The following is a 22935-nucleotide window of genomic DNA, read 5'->3' on the forward strand; positions in this document are numbered from 1 at the left end:
ATTCTTTGTTTTACACTTGCACCTTATCTATATATTTGTTGAGGGTTATGTTTCAACAAGCGTTCTTTGGCAGCCATTTCATATTTAGTACCGGGACGTCCGTAATTGCAAAAAGGATAGATACTGATTCCTCCACGTGGGGTAAAGATACCTACCACTTCAATGTATTTCGGGTTCATCAGATTTACAAGGTCCTTCATTATGATGTTTACACAATCTTCGTGAAAAGCCCCATGATTGCGAAAGCTAAACATATATAATTTAAGACTTTTACTTTCCACCATCTTTACATCAGGGATATAATTGATGTGGATAGTAGCAAAATCGGGTTGTCCGGTAATCGGGCATAAACTTGTAAATTCGGGACAATTGAATGTTACCCAGTAATCGTTACCCTGATGCTTGTTTTCGAATGCTTCCAATACTTCGGGAGCATAATCATCTTTATACTCTGTTTTAGCGCCAAGATGGCTCAATCCTTCTATTCCCATTGTCCTTTTATTTTTAAATAATTCTCCAAACCTTGTTTACGCAGCTTACAGGCGGGACAATGTCCACAACCATCAGCTATAATGCCATTGTAACAGGTCAGGGTTTGAGTGCGCACGACGTCGAAAACGCCCAATTGGTCGGCTAACTGCCATACAGCAGTCTTGTCGCGCCACATCAACGGTGTATGAATCTGGAAATGCTCGTCCATCGCCAAATTGATCGAAGCATTCGCCGATAGTATAAACGTATCCCTGCAATCGGGATAACCACTGTAATCGGCTTCGGATACTCCTGTCACAATGTGACGGATATCATGCGAACGGGCTATGACAGCCGCGAAAGTCAGAAACAACAGGTTCCGCCCCGGAACAAATGTATTCGGGTACGAATCGGCTGGTTTTTCCTGATCCATTACAATATCACTTGTCAAAGAGTTTACAGACAACTGGCTTATAATAGATGCATCCAACAACTGGAAGGGTACACCTGCATGTCCGGCAATTGACTGTGCCACCTCTACCTCTTTAGAGTGGCGTTGACCGTAAGTAAAGCATAGAGTGCGAACGGAAGAAAAGTTTTCAATAGCCCAGTAAAGGCATGTTGTAGAGTCCTGTCCACCTGAGAACAAGACCAATGCTGGTTCTTTTTTATTCATTAATTCTTTGTTTTTTACGTGGTTGTTCCTAAGCTACACGGACAGGCGAAAGCCTTTCAGGTACAAAAGTAGTAATTTTTAATAGGAATTAATTCAAAAAATAAAGAAAGAATGATTCGTTGGTAGCAAAGGTTTATCTCCGGTCGGGTATTGGATTCTGTAAGCCTACGGTACAAGAACAAAATAATGGCAATCTGAAACAAACAAATGAACATACAAAAAAGAGCTACAATAGGTAACTGCAACTCTTTTATATTCATTAATAGCTTATGTGCTTATTCAACTTCCAGCACATTTACCATCTGAGGTTCTACATCAGCTTTACCTTCTCCGTCTACCTGCTCTACTTTCTGGATGAATACATGTAAGAGGCCTTTTTCCCGCCATAGCTCGGTATCGAAGGACGGTTCCCATGAACCGAGGGAAACATCGGTCAAGTCACTGATCTCCCATTTGTTTTTCTTTATGTCTTTACAAATGGCAACCGAGGCTTTCTCTCCCCTTTCTTCATCCCGGAACAGTAGGTATAATTCTGTCGATTTGCCCTTCACCTTTGCTACTACTTGCGGGCGGGATATCGGGATACGCTTCGTCCCCGTTCCTTTCAGGGAGAATGGCGTTTTGCGAAAACCCAGATTTAAGTCATTCCATTTCTTACCTGTATAGTAAACGATATGGTATTGTGGGATATCCGAATCCTGTTCTCTCCAGTAAGTCGCTATATAGGGATTCCCTTTAGCATCGGTAACCATCGACGTCTGATTGATCAGCTCGCTATTTTGGGGTATAGGACAGGCTATTTCCGATTTTGCCGCGGTAATCGGCAAACTGTACTTTTCGCCTTTCGAGTTTTCCCATGACACACCGCCATCGGAAGACCTCGCATAACACAAGTCGTGATTGGTGGCAACATCGGCAGTTTCACGCCATACCCACGACAGGTGAATAGTCCCTTTATCGTCTATGCATGATTGCCAATAGGCATTGCGCTGGTTTTCACCATCAATAAAGTTTTTCTGTATTTGACCCCAAGTCTTTGATTTCCGGTCATACCTGTTCATAACGAGGTTCCCTCTACCCGACTGCCCGTCACGATACATGAATATCAAGTCTCCATCGGGCATTTTCAGAAACTCGGGATAGGTGACATTCGTTTCCAGGCTTCCGGTCATAGGCTGCTTTTCACCCAGCTCGAGGGAATAAGGCGCTATCCCTTTTGCATAACGCAACGGATGTCCGTGATGATCCCATGAAACATGCAGATAACCACCTCCGTCGGTCATAATACTGATAGAATTGTGAGCATCGGATACATTACCTTTATATTGGGTCTTGCTTATAGTCCAGCTATCCTCTCCAATATTGCGTTTACCTAATGTAAGGAAACCGTCGGGATCGTAATAGGCTATAAACTGGACATTGTTATGGGTAACGAGCGAATTTTTGCGAAATACAGTCACATTCACAGAATTGTTTGACCAGCCCGGCGCTACAGGGATCAGCTTCTGAGCATGAGCTGATAAGGAGAATAATATAATACTTAATAATAGGTACTTCTTTATTTTCATGATTATAATTTTCAGTCCGGACTATTCGGCTTTTTGATAAACACGTACATAGTCGATTTCGTAGGTCAAAGGAAATGCATTATCATCCGGTGTGCCACCATTTCCCCCGATAGCCAAATTTAATAAAATATAATGAGGCTGCCTAAAAGGATTCATATTTTTACCTATCGAACCATTCTGAGTATCTTTGAGTAAAGTTTCGTTTACCATCACATCATCTATATATAAACGAATGGCATCCGCATCCCAGTCCATACGCCATACGTGGAACTTATCGGCCCAAAAGGGGTCTTTATCTGTAAAGTTGGTAAATGGTATTATCTCCGAGTCCCATTTGGCATCGTATCTTTTGTCTGTTCCCCATGCTGTATTGGCCAATATGTGAGGCTTCCCTCCTACCAGATAATATTCCATCAGGTCTATTTCTCCGTTCGACGGCCATTCCATAGAAGTCCCCAGTGTCCAGATGGCAGGCCATGAACCTGTTGCGGTAGGTATCTTCGCCCTGATTTCGAAACGGCCGTACCGGAATTCTTTTTTTTCTACCGTTTTTATGGAAGATGACGTATAACCGGCATATTCACGGTTCCTCCTCCAATCGGAACTTCCCGGTTCATAAGCAGGGTTCTTTACCTGCTCCCTCCTGCCCTGTATATTGAGTACTCCGTTCTTGCATACCGCGTTGTCCGGTTGATACCATTGCAGTTCCTGATTCCTTACAAAGCCATTTTCATAGCTCCATACATTGGAATCAGGCTTACCGTCTTTGTCAAACTCATCGTTCCAGACAAGATCCCAGCCTTGTATATCTTTAGGAATAGCATTGTCTGCATTTATATGATCGAAGATATCCAGATTCCATCCGTCCATCCATTTCAATACAGGCATACCATTCTCGAAGAGTATCGGAAGCCAGATATATCGCCCGTCGATAGGGTCCTTAGGTGTCCATCTGTCTCCCATAAAAATAAAGGCGTCTTTCTTTCCGGCGACCGGCAATACATAGGTACTCTGCGAATGGAATGTAAGTTCCGCATCTTTCCCTACACAAGGATTCGGATGCAACGTCCACGGCCCCCAGATATTACCGGCAGTGAGCAAACGGGCAGCATTCGGGGCCCAGCCGGTACATCCTGATGTTATCATAAAGTAGCGTCCATATTTCTTGAACACAGCAGGGGCTTCGTTATGCCCCCCCGGTTCTATACGGATGTATTTTCCCGTATAACCTAAGTAATCGTCCGTCAGTTCAGCTATCTGAAGTGTAAGGTTTTCTTCTGATGCATAGATATGATAGGCCTTTCCATCATCATCTACATATAAAGTCATATCGCGGGACATCTGCCCTACTGCAAAATCGCGACGGGTGAATAATCCGTCATCCACAGCTTTATGCCATTCGGGAGTCCACCAGTCTTTAAAATCGGTAGATTTTATTGTTGAAGTTTGCTGTTCTGTGGTCATATTCACAGGCCATTTACCGGCATTCACCCTGCTATTCTTTATAAACCGGTAGGGGCCTACCGCATTATCACTCACAGCGATGCCGACATTGGCTGCCGCATAACCTTTGCCTTTGAGTTCGAGATGGAAATACATCACAAACTTTTTAGTATTCTCATTGTATATAACTTTGGGACGTTCTATTATGCAGCCTTTTACGATAGGGCTACTCCTATCCTCCGAAACAGGCAGAGCTACACCCTCATTCTTCCAGTTATACAAATCATCGGATGAATAGCATGTGACGCCAACAAACGCAGAGTTGGACTTTCCTCCTTTATGCTCCCCAAACCAATAGTACTTTCCATTGTGATAGAGAATACCTCCTCCATGCGCGTTGATATGAACACCTTTATCATCGGGCCAAAGCTGGCCGGGGCGGATAATCTGTTCTCTGTTTTGTTGCGAAAAGCAGGGAAGACCCGATAACATTAATAAGCCTGTCAATAAAAGGCTATAAATACTTCTATGTATATTTTTCATTATTATCGTCTTAAAACACCAAGATAGGAGATCCTTCCACAGAGCTCCTATCCTGGCAATCTATTTATTTACAATGAATCTTAATTTACCTTATCTTGATCAGCCACAGCATCCTGCCATGAATCCCATTTAGGAGTTGCAGCGTCATAACCATCATAACCGTAGTTCTGGCTAAGTTCTCCTTTATTGTTAGCAGTAATCGCAGCATTTGGAATAGGCCACAAGAAGTTACATTTGTCCATCTGGTAATTGAATGTATTAGGGCGAACACTTCTTGGTCCCTGATTGTACATACCATAGCGTGTTACCCGCTTATACCAGTAGCTACCACCATTCAAGTCTGTACCGGATTCTTTATACAATGTATTTACATCATAGGTACCACCCCACTCATCTGGTTTCCCGCTCAGGGCAAGGCAATACGATACACGTTTCAATTCCACATTGCGCCATTCTTCCAGGTATAGTTCACGAGCGCGCTCATCCATAATATCACCGATAGTCACAGTAGTGTATAGTTCCGTACATTTCGCTCTCTTCCTCACTTCGTTTACATCTGAAGCTGCCCCTGCCGGGTCTCCCAGATAAAATTTAGCTTCGGCACGGAGAAGATACGCCTCTGCCAAGCGGTAAAGATACCAGTCGGCAATACCTCCGTTAGTAGCTCCATTGAATTGGTTGGAACTCTGGCTAGCTTCTGCCAGTACATCGTTCAAATAAATTTTGTATTGAGGCCAGTCGAACCAAACGCGAAGGGAGTCTGTACACAATAGAGCACCAGTATCCGGATGCTTGAACATAAGATTTTTACCAAACCATGTAGATGACGGATCGTTATATTTAATTGAGTCCATTCTACCCCAGTTACCAACCGTACTGTTATGACGCAAATCACCTTTATCATCTACCCCATTTACTTTCCACACTCCGTTAGAAGCAAACCAAGTCAGACGCCATGTAGCAATACCACGTCCGATAGATCTGATATAATCGTAATTAGCCCGGTAATTTGTATTATTGCGGGCATAATTCACAACTGCTTGTTTTCCGTCAGGCGTTTTCAGGTCTGAACCACTTGTATAACTAGGTCCGAAAATACGCATTGTAAGGAACTCGATCATCGACTCGGCAGTCGCGCCACGATTTACCATGCCCATTATTACTTCTTTGTTAGTACCGGCAAGTTTATTTTCAGGGCGGTGCAGATCCCATATTACATTGCGGGTCACTTTCCATGTTTGAGGAGAATAAGTATCTACAAAAGATCCGAAATTATCCTGCATCAATGAATAGCCGGAGCTGTTAATCAAGATATCCGCCTGGTCTTTTGCTTTCTGAAACTGACCTGTAGCCATATAGCATTTGATAAGTAACATACGGCAAGCACCTTTATTTACCATTCCTGTATATTTTATATCTTTTTGGTCCGGCACCCATTCTACGGCAAATTCCATATCTTTGGTTATCATGTCCAGAATTGCTTCTTTTTTGGTAGAACGATAATTTTGTTTAGGAACTGAGAGAATTTTAGTTACCAATGGCACGTCACCAAATTGGAAAACTAACGAAAGATAGCGAAACGAACGATGGAAATACGCTCTACCCAGATAAGCATTTTTGGTTGCCTCATCCAAACCTTCCACATTATTGATAAAGGTGGTAATAGTATTTGCATATTTTATACCATTATAAGTTTCATCCCAAAAGTAGCTTCTCCAGTCTCCCGCATCATATCCGGCACCACTTGTGGGTGTCATCTGGTTTGCCACATCGCTAAACAAGGCTGAATCATCGGTCTTACTTGCTACGGATAGTTCAGAAAATAGATACTCGGTACCGATAGGCACGGAAATATTTCTGTTTTCATAGCTTGTCCAGTAGGAACGAAGGTGACGATCGGCCTGAGCCAACACAGCCTGCATACCCGATTCAGTAGTAAATGTAATCCCCGGCTCGTAAAACGACAGAGGATCAGGCTCCAAAAAATCATCGGAACAACTGCCGAAAAATAATGAACTACACATTGCGGTTACCAGCCCTATTGCCGATAATCTGTTCTTCATATTCTTATATATCTTTTTCATGTTTTATTACAATTTAGAAGGTTAAGTTTAAACCAAGCGAATAAATGCGGGATGCCAAACCTCCATTGTTGTTGGCTCCTGTTTCAGGATCACCATATTCCCAGTCTTTTTTCCATACGGCTACATTGCGAACCGAACCAAAAATTTTCACATTCTGCACATCGAACCTTTGCAGCCACGCTTTAGGTAAGGTATAGCCTACCGATATATTTTCAAGGCGGATAAACGAGCGATCGTGAAGTCTACCGGCAGTAACTGCACCTGTAGGCCCTTGTGCATTTAAGCGTCCATATTTATTAGTCGGATTATCTATTGTCCAGTATTCTTTAGCATATGTATTCAAACCATTAGTGATTAACGAACCGGCATTATCCTGATTCAAATAATATGTTTCAAGCGATTTATGGCCCATATAAGAATATATGCTAAACGACAGGCTCAGGTTCTTCCATAAAGTAAAATCATTACGGATCGACCAATGAATAGGAGGAGATGTTTTTCCTAAGAATTGCTTATCGTTATCATTATATACCGGTGAAGTAGAACCATCGGCATTTACCTTATCATCGGCAGTATAGGAATTTTCCACTTTAGGATCGCCGGGTTTCTGTCCATATCTGGCTGCTTCTTCAACTTCATCTGCCTGCCAGATTCCGGTTACTTTATAATCCCAGATTGTACCGATAGCCTGCCCGATAAACCAACCGTTTGTTTTATCGTCCATTTCTTTTGTACCTACAACTTTTCCTGAAGCATCAAGGACATCTTCATATTGATAATAGAGATGTTTGATTTCATTCTTGTTATAAGAAAAGCCAAAGGTTGTTCTCCATTCAAAATTGTCAGTCTTCATGTTGAGGGAGTTAATCGCAAACTCCACACCTCTGTTCTGCACCTCACCCAGATTGGTACCTATGCCTGAAAAACCTGTAAATCCAGGCAAACGCTGAGTCATTATCATATCGTGTGTAGTAATTGTATAATACTCAAGGTTACCAGTGATACGATCGTTTAGGAAACCATAGTCCCATCCGAAGTTCCAAGCCTCTGTCTTTTCCCATTGCAAGCCGGGATTCGCCATACGGTCGATACGCAAATAGTTCATGTTAACCAAATTACCGGAAGCATCCAGGTATCCTTGTTTTTTGTCTGTCACAAGATTGGCTATTGACACATATGGATTTTCAAGTGAACGGTTACCGTTTTTACCCCACGACACACGTAATTTCCCTGAGCTCATTGGTTTCCATTTGAAAAAATCTTCATTTACAAATGACCAGGCAAGTGCTACCGACGGGAAAGTAGCATGAGGATTATTTTGTCCGAATGCAGAGTATCCATCACGGCGAACCGAAGTTGTCAACATATACTTGTCATCATACGAATAAAATAAACGAGCTAAGAGAGCATCAGCCGTATAATGCGTATCTTCTGACGAATAAGAACTTTTTGTTTTATCTCCGTCCTTTGTATTATGGAAGCCCAATGCATCTGATGGCAAAATATTGCGAGCTTCTATTCTGTCTTTCCAATATCTTTGTTCTTCAGCCTCCTGAACTAAAGTTACATTTACTTTATGTTTTTGAGCAAAAGTATAATCCCAATTGATTGTATTGTTAATAGACCAGTCGAAGCGTTTTGCCTGCTCACGATTTACCAGACCACCGGTACTTACCCAGTCGGGATGTTGAGAGGATTCGAAGTAGCGATCGAAGAAATATTGATAACGAGGTGAACCATTAAAGGAATAAGTAATATTGAAAGGTAATTTCACTTTTGCAGTAAAAATACTGTTCAATACCTGATAGCCTTTTTCCAATTCCATATACTGACGGTTGTAATCATAGTTCCATCCATAATTCTGACTGGCTCCCATCGGACGATATACTAAGTTACCATCACTATCGCGGTAAGATGCATATGGGCTAAGTCGTACCTGATTGGCATCCCAGTAGTTATGACCTAATCCGGGTTGGATATCGCCATCGCTACGATCCTGGAAGTTTACATTAGCACTTATCTCTAACCATTTAGTTACTGTTCCTGTAAGTTTCAGATTGGCGCGGACAGATTGATACTCATTACCAACAACGGCACCTTCGTTTTTAAGGTAACCAAGAGACATATAATAGTTCATCCGTTCACTGGCTCCCGACACACTCGCATTATAATCCTGATTGATACCCGTACGGAAAGTATGGTCGTACCAGTCGAAGGAATTTCCATCAATATAGTTCTGAAGCACAATGTCACTCAGGTTTAAGCGTCTGCCGTATATACTGGCATCGGATTCACCCGTTGCATTGGTCGTATATCCCCGCCAGGTATCAGGCGAAACTCCGTATTGAGATAAATTGTTCGGATTGTCATAATATCCATATTTGCCTTTAGTCGTACCTGTCTGATAGGCTTCGTATTTACCCGTTTCGGAGTTCACTCCGTAGGTACCGGTTTTGTACCAGTCTTCACGATATTGCATATAACCATCAGGGCTAAACACTTTACGATAATCGCTCTTGGTAGTGACACCGAAGTTTGCACTAACATTTACGACGGGCTTACCCATCTGCCCTTTTTTGGTAGTAATGATAATAACTCCACTTGCAGCTCTCGCTCCATATACGGAAGCCGCCGAAGCATCTTTCAATACATCGATCTGTCCTATATCATCAGGGTTGATTTCCGACAATTCACCGTAGAACATCATTCCGTCGAGGATAATCAATGGGTCATTGTGCCCACCTCCGGTACTTACCGAACGCTGACCACGTATCTGCATAGAACCTCCACCTTTGGCATCGGCACTATAGCCGACTGACAGACCTGGGGTTCCACGAAGAATGTCCTGAACTGTCTTTGGATTTTCGTTCGCCAACCTGTCGGGACGAACCTGTACGATAGATCCTGTCAGGTCTTTCTTTCGCATTGTCCCGTAACCGATAACTACGACCTCATCCAACATCTTGGAATCTTCTTCCAACTTTATTAGAAAACTCGTTTGGTTTTCAACATTTACTTCCTGTTTGATGTACCCTACATAAGATATCACAAGTGTAGAATTAGCCGCAGCCGGCAGTGTAAATTTCCCGTCGATATCGGTTACAGTACCTACGGTCGAACCCTTCACCACGACAGATACGCCGATAAGGGCTTCACCTGTATTTGCATCAGATACTGTACCTTGCACCGTTCTATTTTGAGCAAATATTCCGGATGAAAAGGTTATTAATGCAAACAACAAGAAAAATGAGAAGAAAGATTTTGGTACTGCCTTTCCGCATACCTCACTTTGCTTTTTTAAATAAGTATATTTTCCCATAGTAATTAAGTAATTAAATAAGTAATAGGTTAGTTTTTTCTCTTACAATTGATCTGCTATAGTATTCATATGAAACCAGTATGACTAAAAAAAATACAGAAAACCCCTATCCCGGATATTTTTCCCTATCCGGAATAAGAGTTTCCTGTATCAAATAATATAATAAGATGTAATAATCCTGAGAAGAATTCTTTCTCCGGACTATAAATTGGTTTATTTTTATTATATTCTTTCTCTCTAGCAAAACACAGCTAATATCCAAATTTTCAGAAGAAAAAATGGGATAATTTGTTGTTATATTTTTGGTTTTATAATACATAAAATCAGAACTGTGTTTTACATTAAGAGTATTATTAATTTATGGTATTTCCTGAATTCTAAACAGAATATCGTAATTCATCCGGTTTTAATCAGACAGGGCTTTTGTTATGAATTATTTTTCCCATGGTGGTCTAGATAATAGTTAAGTAAGCAATAGCAAAATTGATAATTAATAAAGGTTTCTATAAGGGTAATTTCATTCAAAAAGGATGAAATTTGATTCTTTTCTACATTTTTAATCCCTTATTGCATGGTCTTTAGGGAATGATTGCCCGCTCCATGCTTTCTTTTCAGTCCAGTCCTGAGCTGGGGAAGTCCAGAAAGAATGACTGGCAGGTAAACCCAGGGGAAGGAATACTTCTGTCGTCAGATATAAACTTCCATTATTTGTATACCAATCAGCCAAATCGGGTTGATGTCCCGCAAATCCCAATTGCAAGAAACCTCCCTTATTAAAGTTGCCTTCCATAGAGAACATACGCTTCATAACACATGTTAACGCATTACGCACCTGTCCCTCAGGTAGCTCTTCCGGTAAATATTCTTTCCACGACAATAAAGCCAGTGGTTGAAACGCACCCATACGGTAAGTCATAGAGCGGCCGAATGCAGGGAATGTGGCTTCTGGTGAAATAAAACGTTCGAGTATGATACCAAAGCGTTGCATGCGTTTTTTTGCTGTGTCGAGATTCTTTTGCACTACAGCCAGATTCTTGTCACGTAACCTGATCTGACGGTCAACAAGTACTTCCAATACCTGCACATACATAGGCTGAATAACAAAACTGTTATAATAGTCGAATGCAAAGTGTGAGCCATCCGAGTACCAGCCATCTCCCACATACCATTCCTCAATCTTACGAATAGCGCTGTGGATACGATACATATCGCATTGCGCATCTACAGAGAGTAAGAATGACTCTACCATTGCCGAAAACAAAAGCCAGTTTGTATAAGGAGGATCGATACGGCGCAATTGCTGAAATTCTTCAATATATCTCTTCTTCGTCAAATCATCCAAAGGTTCCCATAATTGCTTAGGCGCACGCAGAAAACTGGAAGCGATATATGCGGCATCTACCAATGGCTGCCCCTCGTTGCGCCACAACAGATAATCCGGGCTGGCCGGATCAACCGCCTGCGCATAACTTTTAAGCGCCCATTCGCGTAATTGTTTCCGTTGCTTACCTTCGACAGTATCATCATCCGGCAAGCTAAGCCATGGCGCTAATCCGGACATCAGACGGCCAAAGCATTCCATGTATGAAACACGTTTGTCACGTCCGTCCCATGTAGGGCTTAATTCCAGTTCCATATTCCTGGACAACTCACCCTTGCTCATATTACTAAGGACAGGCGAGGCTATTTTGTAAAGCAGATCAGTCCAGTAAGCACGGTCGTTTGGTATCTCTTCTTTCTGATCCATATTTGCATATGATGGTAAAGAAAGAAGGACTGTAAGTGTCAGTAGTATATATATTTTTTTCATAAGTATAAAATTTATTTTAAGTATTTGACCATTTCTGCAGCTGCCAGAAGAAATGCACCCACTCCGAAATCGGCTGTTGTATCAGGTCCTACATTTTTATGCTGGTCGGCTCTTTCGCCTATCGGTTGCACATATCCTATCGAGCCGTCAGGCTGCAAAGCTGTTTCTGTCAGATATTTCCAACTCTTATCAATTGCCGGTTTATAAGCATCCTTATCTAATATGTTATTATTCACTCCCCATAGAAAACCATAGGCAAAAAATGCCGTTCCACTGGTTTCATATCCAGGCGCCTGTTCCAGATCGAGCATGCTACGGCTCCAGAAACCTTCTTCCTGTTGACAGGCAGCTATAGCCTTTGCCATATCCTGATAGATCTGTATATATTCGGCCCGGTGTGGATTATCTTGTGGTAAGTCTGCCAGCACTCTTGGGATAGCGGCAAAAACCCATCCGTTACCTCTGGCCCAAAAGTCTTTCAAACCCTTGTTTGTCTTATGCTTCGGATAGATATATTTGGCATCGCGGTAAAACAGACTGCTTTCTTTATCATACATTAAGTCGCGGGCATAGGCGAAATATTCATATAACTTATCCAGATATTGCTTATCTCCCGTAATCTTATATAGCCGTGTCATCACAGGCATTACCATATATAATCCGTCGGCCCACCACCAATAATCCACATTAGGGGTAGACATCTGGTATTTCATCACTTCTTTTGCACGGGCTATTTTCGTTTCGTCTTTCTCTTCATCGAGATTATATAAGTCTATGTACACCTGAAAACAAGTCTGAAAGTCTCCGAACAGCACATACTCGTCCGTTTCTCCATAAGAGTATTTCCATTCCTGTTTATCATCGGATTTAGCACCCTTCCATTCATTTTTCTCCGACCACGCTTTCGAATATGCTTTATATTCTTCTATACCCGTGGTTTCATAGGCAGCCATATTTCCTGTATGGTATGCAGCCCTGTGCCAAAAGGAATTCTCATGCCCGGGATGAGCAGACTGCCAATGATTGTTCACTTTCTTTATTAATTCCACAACTTCCGTTTCAGTCATTGTATTGTCCGAGGTACTCTCATTTATTTTATTGGCATTCCCAATACATGATGCATATATAAAGAAGAATGGTAACAAGAGGTATAATTTTCTTTTCATGGTGTAATTATATACTTAGATTTTTCACACGTTTCATTAGTACAAAAGTGCCTAAGAATATTCTAACTAACAGGATTCAATTAGGTCAAAAAGGGGGGAGATTTGATTCAGAATTAAAATTCACCGATAAAAAAACCTTGCCTGAAAAGAATTTCGGGCAAGGTCTGTAATTTATTATTCTAATCTGTTTATTTTATAACACTGATCGTGTAGCCATATGTGTATTCTTTTCCAAAGAACCTGTATGGCGACAGCGGACTTGCGCCCCATGAATTCAATCCGGCTACTCCACGCTGAAATAGGTCAACACACAATACAGTCTCGTTACGCGGCAGAATATCGGAAGCATGCTGTTGTTTCTTCGTCATGCCCGGGTCGAGGTCTTCCGGCTTATTGTTGGTCGCACTTACCGATAAAGGTTGTATTCCCGTAACTTTAATCCCGTTACCGTCTTTATTCTTCAATGTCAGCCAACGAACATCAGTCTTATTTCCTGTCTCTTGCGGACGGTAATAAGCAAAAGCCTGTTCTTCAACTTTACCATTCCAGATGCCCATAAATGTATCATGGTTACGATCTATATAATTTTCCCACGGCCCACGTCCATACCATGTAAAGTCATCCACTTGCTTAGGTAGAGTCATAATCATACCGAAACGTACCATCTCAGGAAGATCATCTGCCAAGGCTTTGTAATTAGCCACAGTGGTGAGGCTTCCATCTTTGTTCACAGTATAGGCCAAATCGACTTTCGCTTCAATTCCTTTCAGCTTAGCCTCATAATTAACCGTAATACCCCCGTTAGCCTCTTGCGAGCCTTTGAATGTATATATAATATTATGTCCGGCAGCATCCCACAAACGCAGGTTATACTGAACCCATTCTCCGAAGTCGTTATCCGTAGGAGCACGCCAGAAGTTCAAACGAGGAAGTTCGTTGAATACTTTCTTTCCGTCATTAGTCATAGAAAGCAAGCTGCGGCCATCCTTCGATGAGAATTCATAAGCCAGAGTTCCCGATGTTACGATGATCTTGTCGTCTTTTTTATCTATAGTCAAAGAACCCGATGCGTCAGACGATTGTTCAAAATAATTATTGGAAACAAAAGCAAATTCACCTTTAGCTACTTCAAATCCGGCCTTGATAAAAGGTGTATCTTCCTTGCTGTATGCAAATAATTGAAGATAATATTCAGTTCCGGCTTCTGCTGTTATCGCAGGGATGTTCAGTTTGATATCTTTCCGCAAGTCGGCAGGTACAGTAATATCGAATGTACCTTCACCTGCATTTTCTCCGTTTTTCAGCAATACCCATTTATAAGTATAATTCTTATTGGTAAGGTCGGTAAACTTGAAGTCATTGATTACAGTGATTATACCATTATTCAGATCTTTAGCCTCGAATAAGATATTCTGATATACTTTCTTCACAATGTGGGTGTGTGGAATATAGTTCTGGTCAGGGCTGATAAGACCGTCGGCAACAAAGTTCCCGTCATTCATCTTATTATATCCTTTCAGGTCGCCACCGTATGCCCAGTAGAAACGATCCTGTTCGTCCTTAGCCGGGTATCCGTGATTGTACCATTCCCAGATAAAGCCGCCCTGCATATTTTTGCTCGAGCGCATCAAATCCCAGTATTCCTGGAAATTACCCATACTATTACCCATTGCATGCGCATACTCGCACATGATATAAGGACGTCCCAAATCTTTGGCTGCATCACGTTTCATATTTTCCCATGAAGGATACATGTGACAGATAATATCGGTGTTGCGGTCTTTCTGATATGCTTGCTCATATTGTACCGGACGGCTGTTATCCCGGGCTTTTGCCCAATCGTACATATCGAAGAACGCTTTGCCGTTGCTGGCCTCATTACCCAGCGACCAGAAAATAACCGAAGCATGATTCTTGTCACGTTCCACTGCACGGATGATACGATCCATATGTGTGGCATGCCATTCGGGGAAGTTCGATACATTATCCGGGCCATAACCCAGGCCATGTGATTCAAGGTTTGCTTCGTCTACCAGATAAATGCCGTACTCGTCACAAAGCTTGTACCAAAGCGGTTGTTGCGGATAATGGGACGTACGCACAGCATTTATATTCAGTTCTTTCATCAGTTGCAGGTTACGCATCATTTCTTTGCGGGTAACTACCTGTCCCGTATTTGTATTGAACTCATGCAGGTTCACTCCTTTAAAGAATACTTTTTTACCATTGACAAACAGTTGTCCGTCTTTTATTTCAATCTTACGGAACCCTATTTTGTGCGAAGTCGCTTCCACCACATTACCTTTACTATCCTTTAATGTAATCAGCATAGTATACAGGTTCGGTGTTTCGGCTGTCCATTTCAACGGATTTGATACATTTCCTGAAAATGACAGGTCACTGGTACTCTCTGCCGGAATAGATGTTTTCTGAGACTTGCCGAATACTTTCTTTCCTGTATTATCGATTATCGCTACATCTACAGTTTGGGCCTGCGCTGCATTCGTATAATTCTTCAGTTTTATATCCACACTGAATACTCCGTTCTTGTAATTCTTATCCAGATCGGGATGAGCAAAGAAATCCCATATACGAGTCTGCGCCGTACTATATAAATATACGCTCCTGTTTATTCCTCCCAGACGCCACATATCCTGATCTTCGAGATATGAACCATCGCTGAATTTATGCACTTCACAAGCCAGTAAATTTTTACCCTTGCGTATATATTTTGTAATATCGAATTCAGCCGGGCTTTTGGCATTTTCGGTATAACCTACTTTTTGCCCGTTTACCCATACATACATCGAATTCGTACCTCCATCGAAATGAATGAATACCTTACGCCCGTCCCAATTGTCCGGGATATTGAATTCGTGACGGTACGCCCCTGTCGGCGAATCTTCCCTATCGATATACGGTGGATTCTTCTTGAAGCCGAAGCCAGTGTTTACATACATCGGAATACCGTAACCGTTGAATTCCCAATTACCCGGCACAGGCATGTTTACCCACTTGCCCGCATCATAGTTTTCCTTATAAAATCCTTCCGGAACTTCCGCTACCTTAGGTACCCAGTGGAATTTCCACATTCCATCGAGTAACTGATAATAAGGTGAAGCCGCGTAATCATCAGTCAATGCCAATTGATCGGATGGATAAGGCAATGACGTCGCGCGGGTTTCTTCCTTATTTACTGCAAAAACTTCCGGATTTTCCCAATCAGGGACGTTATTCTGGGCAAAAAGGCCTGAGCACAGAAACACTGAAAGTAAAAAGAGTGTTTTTTTCATGTTTTAGCTTTTGATTGTTATATATAAGAGATTATCTTGCAATGCCACAAATATAGAGAAAGCCGGGGGTAGAGTCAAAGTTTACTTTGAGTATGCCGAGGCGCATCTTATATTCTACAAATATAATGAAAACAGAACCGCACGAGGGTATACAAATCATTCATATAGGGTAAAAATAGTTCCATTTTCTTTAAAAAAGCACTTTTAACTATTTATTGGTGTAAAAATAACAATTATTATTTTTAATATTGTATTTCCTAAAACCTAATACCGAAATTAAACATGTTTTACTGCTTAAAACGACACCGGTTATATTTATTATTATTTGTTTTTGTTTTTCTGAACATTGAGGCAAAGCAAATATCCGTAAAGCCAATTCCCCTAATAAGTCAATTGCCGTCAAATTCTGTCCGCAGAATACATCAGGACAAAGAGGGCTTCATGTGGTTTGGTACTTTAGACGGGCTGTGCAGATATGATGGATATCGCATACTGACCTTCCGTTCCAACCTGAACAACCCTGATTTAATCGCGAGCAATGATATTTCCTGCCTGGCCGAAGATAAAAATAACCGCTTGTGGATAGGCACGCGCAGCGGAATCAATATTCTGGATAAAAAGACATATATAATCACACCTCTGGAGGATAAGGAAATCCTGAATCAAAATATAGAAACGATTCTGGTCGCATCCGACGGTAATATATGGGTAGGAACACGAAGCACTGTTTTATGCTATAATCCGGATCTGACACTGAAGAAGAAATACAATAACGAACTCCCTTCCACAAATATCAATTCTATCTACGAAGCCCCCGACGGCACTCTGTGGGTTGCACTATGGAGGAATGGCATATACAGATACAATCCTAAAGATGATACATTCAAACATTATCCTCAGATCGGAAGCGGGAACAATCCTTTCAGAATATATCAGGATAACAGGAAGCAATATTGGGTTTGCACATGGGGTAATGGATTGTATCTGTTCAATCCTGAGAAAGAAGGAGATGAGATGTATATCCGGCAAGAGGTTTTCAACAAGGAAAGACAACTGGCAGAAGATACATTTTTCAGCATTGTACAGGACGACAAATACGGATACGTCTGGGTGATGTCTATCTCCGGCTTGCATGCTTTCGAATATGATAAGGAGGGCAAACTAAAAAACATTGATATATCCTACCTGTTCAAGGAATCTAATAATATATACAGTGAGATAATAAAGGACCGGACAGGAAACTTATGGATAGCAACGTTCAGCGAAGGAGTGCTTACAATCAATTTCGACCGCCCTGTCATTAAAAACTATTCCATCTCATCAATCAAGGAACGAACAGGAATAACACCCAATATAACAGCCATCAGCGGAGATGGGGAGGGAGACATTTGGGTAAATCAGAACCGATGGGGCTTGGGAATATTCAATCCTGAAAAGAACAGTATCCGTTTATATTCGGATTACCCCCAATTGAAAAATCTCCCGATGTTGAGTAATGTTAGCTGCATCTCCCAGTTTCGTTCTATTCCGGAAGAAATATGGGTAGGACCTGAAAACGAAGCAAGGATTTACTGTATGAAGAAGGACAAAGATAATATTGTCGTTTCCAGAAGTATCGACTTATCAGTCATTGCTTCAGATGCAGGTAATCCCCGCATATTTTTTGAAGACCGGAATAATAATATCTGGATAGTAACCTCTACAGGTCTTCTCATCAAGCCATATAATAAAGATAATATAGAAGTGGTGAGCTTTTCCCTCGGCACTATTTCGGGGATAACGGAAGATACAAGAGGAACGATCTGGATCAGCAGTAAAACATCCGGCGTATCTCAAATCCTTATGACAGGCAACTTCCAGGCTGGAAAATCTCAAATAAAGAATTTCAATAAAGAAGGAAACAATCTGCCGAGCAATAACATAGAATCCATCTGCGCCGATATAAACGGCAAAGTATGGCTGGGAACTAAAGAGGGCAGCATCATAGCCTATGATCTCATCAGCCAGCAGTTCAAAGACGTATCCCAATCGCTGAAGATGACCGGCGAAGCTATACTTAATATCGTCACCGACAACTTCGGCCATGTATGGGTATCTACAAATAAACGTATTACGGAGTACAATCCTGAAAACGGAGCCTCGAAAAATTATTCGGGTACCGATGGAGTTATAGTCAACTCATTCCTCATCAATTCTTATTTCAAGAATAAAGACGGTAAAATATACTTTGGAGGAAATAAGGGGATTTCGGTATTTAGCCCATCCGAAACTTTATCCGAACAGGCAAAACAAACACGGACTTTCATTACTGATATAAAGATCAACAATTCATCCGTTTTTCAGGGAAATAAAAATCAGCGATTCGATATAACTTCGCAGTCCCTGACTTTCGAGCCTGACGATAAGAATATCGAGATTGATTTTTCGTCCCTCGATTATACATTCCCTTCCAAGATCCAGTATGCCTATAAGATGGAAGGAGTAGACGACGACTGGGTATATACGGAGAATGACCGCCAGTTTGCAATATATAACCAGCTCAGTAAAGGTTCGCATACATTCTACATCAAAGCTACAGATGAAAACAGGCTCTGGAGCAGCGAGATCACCAGGCTTATAATATATAAACGCCCCGCATTCTATGAAACATGGTGGGCATATGCCATCTATATTGTATTATTACTCGCCGCGATCTACTGGACATACAGAATCATAAAGAACAGGATAAAACTTCGCAACGAACTGAAAATAGCGCAGATAGAAAAAGACAAGTCGGAAGAGCTCACACAAACCAAACTGCGTTACTTTACCAATATATCACATGATTTTCTCACGCCATTGACCATTATATCCTGTCTGATCGATGATGCAGAAATCACATATAAAAGCAAGATTACCCAGTTCGACACCATGCGATCTAGCGTCAACCGCCTGAGACGGCTTTTACAGCAAGTGTTAGACTTCAGGAAAGTAGAAAGCGGAAATATGAAACTCAAAATATCACAGGGAGAGGTTGTTACATTTATACAGGATATATGCTATACCAATTTCCTGCCATTGATGAAGAAAAAAGACATCGAGTTTTCTTTCAACTCCCAGCCAAGCCATATACAGGGATACTTCGATGCTGATAAAATAGATAAAGTAGTATTCAATATGTTATCCAATGCATATAAATACACACCCCGGAATGGAAAGGTGGAGATAAGCCTGAACAAATACCAGAGAAACAACCATCCGCACCTGCAAATCAGGATAAGTGATACCGGAGTAGGAATAGCCAAAGAAGACCAGGCCGATATCTTCACACGCTTCTATACCAACAGGATGACTGAAGCCAGTGACACAAACGGCATAGGGCTATCTCTTACCAAAGACCTTGTAGACCTCCATCACGGAACCATTAGTGTGGAAAGTGAAGTGGATGCGGGCACTACATTTACAATAGATATCCCAATAGACAAAGAAAGCTATAACGATTCGGAAATGGGCAAATCGGATCAAGTCATTGTATACGAAAAGAATATAGACCTGATGTCATTAGATGAACCTTCCGGTGAAGATATAAATGCAAACAATCAGGATGTCAAAGAACGCACGGCCGTATTACTGGTAGAGGACAACGAAGAGTTACTTACCCTTATCGGCAATATACTGTCGAAACATTACCATGTACTCACAGCCTCTAATGGAGTGGAAGCATTGGACCGTGTAAAAGACAACGATATAGACATCGTAATCAGCGATGTTATGATGCCCCGTATGGACGGGCTGGAACTTTGCCGCAGATTGAAGAAAGATATCGAAACCAGCCATATTCCTGTAATATTACTAACTGCAAAAAACAGTGCAGACGACCGCATAGAATGCTACAATGCCGGAGCTGACGGATATATATCTAAACCTTTTGAACTTAAAGTATTGGAAGCCCGTATCAACAATTTCCTTGCAAACAAGAAGGACAAGCAAAAAGAATTCAAGACGGATGTGGAAATAAACATCTCTACGCTCGAATACCCATCTATAGATGAACAGTTCCTCAATAATGCGATAAAGATAATAGAGGAGCATCTGTCCGAACCAGAGTTCGATGTCAATACATTTGCCGAGCATCTGAATATGTCCAAGTCTTCCCTGTACCGTAAGATAAAGACCATGACAGGGCTTGCGCCTATCGAATTTATCCGCAATATCAGGTTGAAACATGCCTGCCAGATGTTGAAAGACAAGTCCATATCCATATCGGAGGTCGCCTATTCGGTAGGCTTCTCAGACCCGAAGTATTTTACATCGTGCTTCAAGCTGGAATTCAATCTAACACCTAGCGATTTTCAACGAAATGCAGGCTAATAAACCAAAAGGCCGGAATAACACGTAACCCAATCATGCTATCCGGCCTTTACCTTAAAAGCCTAAAAACCAGAAAAACCTATAGTATATGATTTCATGTTTCAAGATTTACATCCATTGATTTCGAGAATCTTGAAATTTTATAACGTCGGGACTACCGCTTTGATACTGCCGTCCGTATTAAACTCCATTTTATCGATACATACCTCCCTGTGAAAGCCTGCCGCATCGCCCATCTTTATCCCGTTAGGACGGTTGAAACGATGATATACGATATACCACTCATCCTTTCCCGGTATTTGCAGTACCGAATTATGACCCGTTCCATAAATGCCTTTAGCTGCATCTTTTGCCAGGATCAGATTATTTTCGGGGATAGTAATGACTCCCGTAGGTGATGTGGAAGTACCATACCTTACCCGGTAATTTTCGCTCCGGGTATCGTCTTCCGACCAAAGGAAGTAATACGTTCCCTTTCTATAAAAGACCGAGATAGCCTCACGGAATGTCTTATCAGGAGTGCGTACCTGAACAGTTTCTTTCTTTATCGACACCATATCTTTATTCAGTTCAGCCACAGCCATATATCCATTACCCCAATAGAGATAACTTTTGCCCGTCTTCGGATCTGTAAACACATCAGGGTCTATCTCCTGCCCGCCTTTCACCCCTTCCGGCCTGAAATCGATCAATGCTTTACCCGAGTCCACGAACGGACCTGCCGGATCTTCGGCGACAGCCACCCCGATCTTCTGCGCGGCAGTGAAATAATAGTAATATTTATATTTACCATCTACCTTCTTCTCTTCAATACACGGAGCCCACGCATTCCTGTTGGCCCACGAAACATCTTTTTTCAGGTCGAGCATTACACCTTCATCTTTCCAATCTTTCAGGTTGTCGGAAGAGAATGTCTTGAAGTAGTAACCGCCCCAACCATCGAACCCGTCGCTGGTAGGATAGATATAGTATTTCTTTGTTTTATTGGAATATATAATATCAGGGTCGGCATAGTAGCCCGTAAGCACCGGATTATTTCCTATCGAGGGAAAACCTTCCGGCATGCCCCATTTAGCAGTCAATGCCTTTAGTTCCTGACGTGTCACAGGAATAACCGAACCATGGCGGGGATGGAAATCCATCGATATCTCATGGTCTATAATACTGAAATTTTCCAGATCAGTACTTTCACAGAACTGATATTTACCTTTCATATATACGTCATACATCAATATATAAGTATCTGTATTTATCAGCCTGAATACACTTGAGCCTTCTACTGCATCGGTAGTCTGTTGCTTATAACCTTCATGCTCCGTCCATTTACCGGAAGTCAGCGAGTTGGTCGTAGCCAGTTTTATACCATTGCCGTGTCCTTCAGTTTTGTAAAACATATAGAAAGTTCCATCTTTCAGGATAATATCCCCGTCTATACACGATTTTTCATTCTCCGGGAAAAACAACTGTTTCGGCTCTCCTTCAAAATCGGTAAAATCAGCATTTGCATAAGCATAATATATAATATCCTGGCCGTCGCCATGCTTCATCGACCAGTAAACCATGTATTTCTTTGCTTCGGGGTCATAAATGGTTTGTGGAGCCCATACCCGTTTCAGGTCTTCCTGCCCTGTATATTTATTTTGAATATTTACGATGCCCGACGACCAGTTTACCAAATCTGTGGACTTCAAAAGGATCATAGCCCGGTTCGAATCCCAGCCTTTCGACGATGTCATATCCGTCACCACCATATAAAAGGTTTTTCCGTCCTCACATCTTAATATATGCGGATCGCGGACACCTCCTGTCGAACTGATTAGTTTGGAATCAATTACCGGCTTATTGCCATTCAACGATTTATAATTATATCCATCCGCGCTTATGGCAAAATGGATCGCCTCTTCTTCCACCCTATTTCCTGTAAAGTAAGCGAACAGATAAGCTACATAGTCTTTTTCCACAGCTCCTGATCTGTACTCCTGAGCATAAGAGGGTATAAACAGAACTGAGATAAAAAGACAAATTAAAAATTTAGATTTCATGGTTTTCATTCGTGTAAATAAAATGATGTTTTAATTCAAGTTCAAATATCTGCAATATATCCCATAATCAGGGGTGAAAAATCGTTCAATTAGAGACTGTAAATAAGCTAACGTAAAAAAAGGTAACAAAGGTAACAGATATTTCAGCTTTTAGCTGATAGCTATTAGCC

11 protein-coding genes are annotated in these 22935 nt (G+C 41.6%); 1 reads left to right on the forward strand and 10 read right to left on the reverse strand.

Features of this window, described 5'->3' with window-relative positions:
• Nucleotides 1–23: 23 nt before the first annotated feature.
• The 9 genes from queF to IR083_RS15225 form a co-directional block, all read right to left on the reverse strand.
• On the reverse strand, nucleotides 24–491 hold the full coding sequence (gene queF, locus IR083_RS15185; protein ID WP_006799893.1) for a preQ(1) synthase: 468 nt from the start codon (nucleotides 489–491) through the stop codon (nucleotides 24–26).
• Entirely contained in the window at nucleotides 482–1147 is a 666-nt protein-coding gene (gene queC / locus IR083_RS15190) for a 7-cyano-7-deazaguanine synthase QueC (protein ID WP_194224961.1), read from the reverse strand. The genes queF and queC overlap by 10 nt, the downstream gene beginning before the upstream one ends.
• A gap of 275 nt (nucleotides 1148–1422) precedes the next feature.
• Complete coding sequence (locus tag IR083_RS15195) at nucleotides 1423–2715, reverse strand: BNR repeat-containing protein (RefSeq protein ID WP_194224962.1); 1293 nt, start codon at nucleotides 2713–2715, stop codon at nucleotides 1423–1425.
• 21 nt (nucleotides 2716–2736) lie between these two features.
• Entirely contained in the window at nucleotides 2737–4701 is a 1965-nt protein-coding gene (locus tag IR083_RS15200) for a family 43 glycosylhydrolase (protein ID WP_194224963.1), read from the reverse strand.
• A gap of 80 nt (nucleotides 4702–4781) precedes the next feature.
• A complete protein-coding gene (locus IR083_RS15205; protein ID WP_006799889.1) occupies nucleotides 4782–6785 on the reverse strand; it encodes a RagB/SusD family nutrient uptake outer membrane protein in 2004 nt (667 codons plus the stop codon).
• Nucleotides 6786–6798: 13 nt separating this feature from the next.
• Nucleotides 6799–10104, reverse strand: a complete 3306-nt coding sequence (locus IR083_RS15210) for a SusC/RagA family TonB-linked outer membrane protein (RefSeq protein WP_194224964.1) — start codon at nucleotides 10102–10104, stop codon at nucleotides 6799–6801.
• 556 nt (nucleotides 10105–10660) lie between these two features.
• Complete coding sequence (locus IR083_RS15215) at nucleotides 10661–11914, reverse strand: DUF2264 domain-containing protein (RefSeq protein ID WP_006801682.1); 1254 nt, start codon at nucleotides 11912–11914, stop codon at nucleotides 10661–10663.
• An 11-nt stretch (nucleotides 11915–11925) separates the two neighbouring features.
• On the reverse strand, nucleotides 11926–13080 hold the full coding sequence (locus IR083_RS15220; RefSeq protein ID WP_006801681.1) for a glycoside hydrolase family 88 protein: 1155 nt from the start codon (nucleotides 13078–13080) through the stop codon (nucleotides 11926–11928).
• A 188-nt stretch (nucleotides 13081–13268) separates the two neighbouring features.
• Nucleotides 13269–16373 carry a glycoside hydrolase family 2 TIM barrel-domain containing protein gene (locus IR083_RS15225; protein ID WP_194224965.1) on the reverse strand — a complete coding sequence of 1035 codons (3105 nt, stop codon included), beginning with the start codon at nucleotides 16371–16373 and terminating at the stop codon, nucleotides 13269–13271.
• Between the two features lie 393 nt (nucleotides 16374–16766).
• Here IR083_RS15225 and IR083_RS15230 point away from each other — a divergent pair, with 393 nt between their 5' ends.
• A complete protein-coding gene (locus IR083_RS15230) occupies nucleotides 16767–20723 on the forward strand; it encodes a two-component regulator propeller domain-containing protein (RefSeq protein WP_317174743.1) in 3957 nt (1318 codons plus the stop codon).
• A 140-nt stretch (nucleotides 20724–20863) separates the two neighbouring features.
• On the opposite strand, the gene IR083_RS15235 is transcribed toward IR083_RS15230, so the two are convergent.
• Nucleotides 20864–22765 carry a family 43 glycosylhydrolase gene (locus IR083_RS15235; protein ID WP_194224967.1) on the reverse strand — a complete coding sequence of 634 codons (1902 nt, stop codon included), beginning with the start codon at nucleotides 22763–22765 and terminating at the stop codon, nucleotides 20864–20866.
• Nucleotides 22766–22935 lie beyond the last annotated feature (170 nt).

Source organism: Dysgonomonas sp. GY75, from assembly GCF_015234155.1.
Classification (GTDB): domain Bacteria; phylum Bacteroidota; class Bacteroidia; order Bacteroidales; family Dysgonomonadaceae; genus Dysgonomonas; species Dysgonomonas gadei.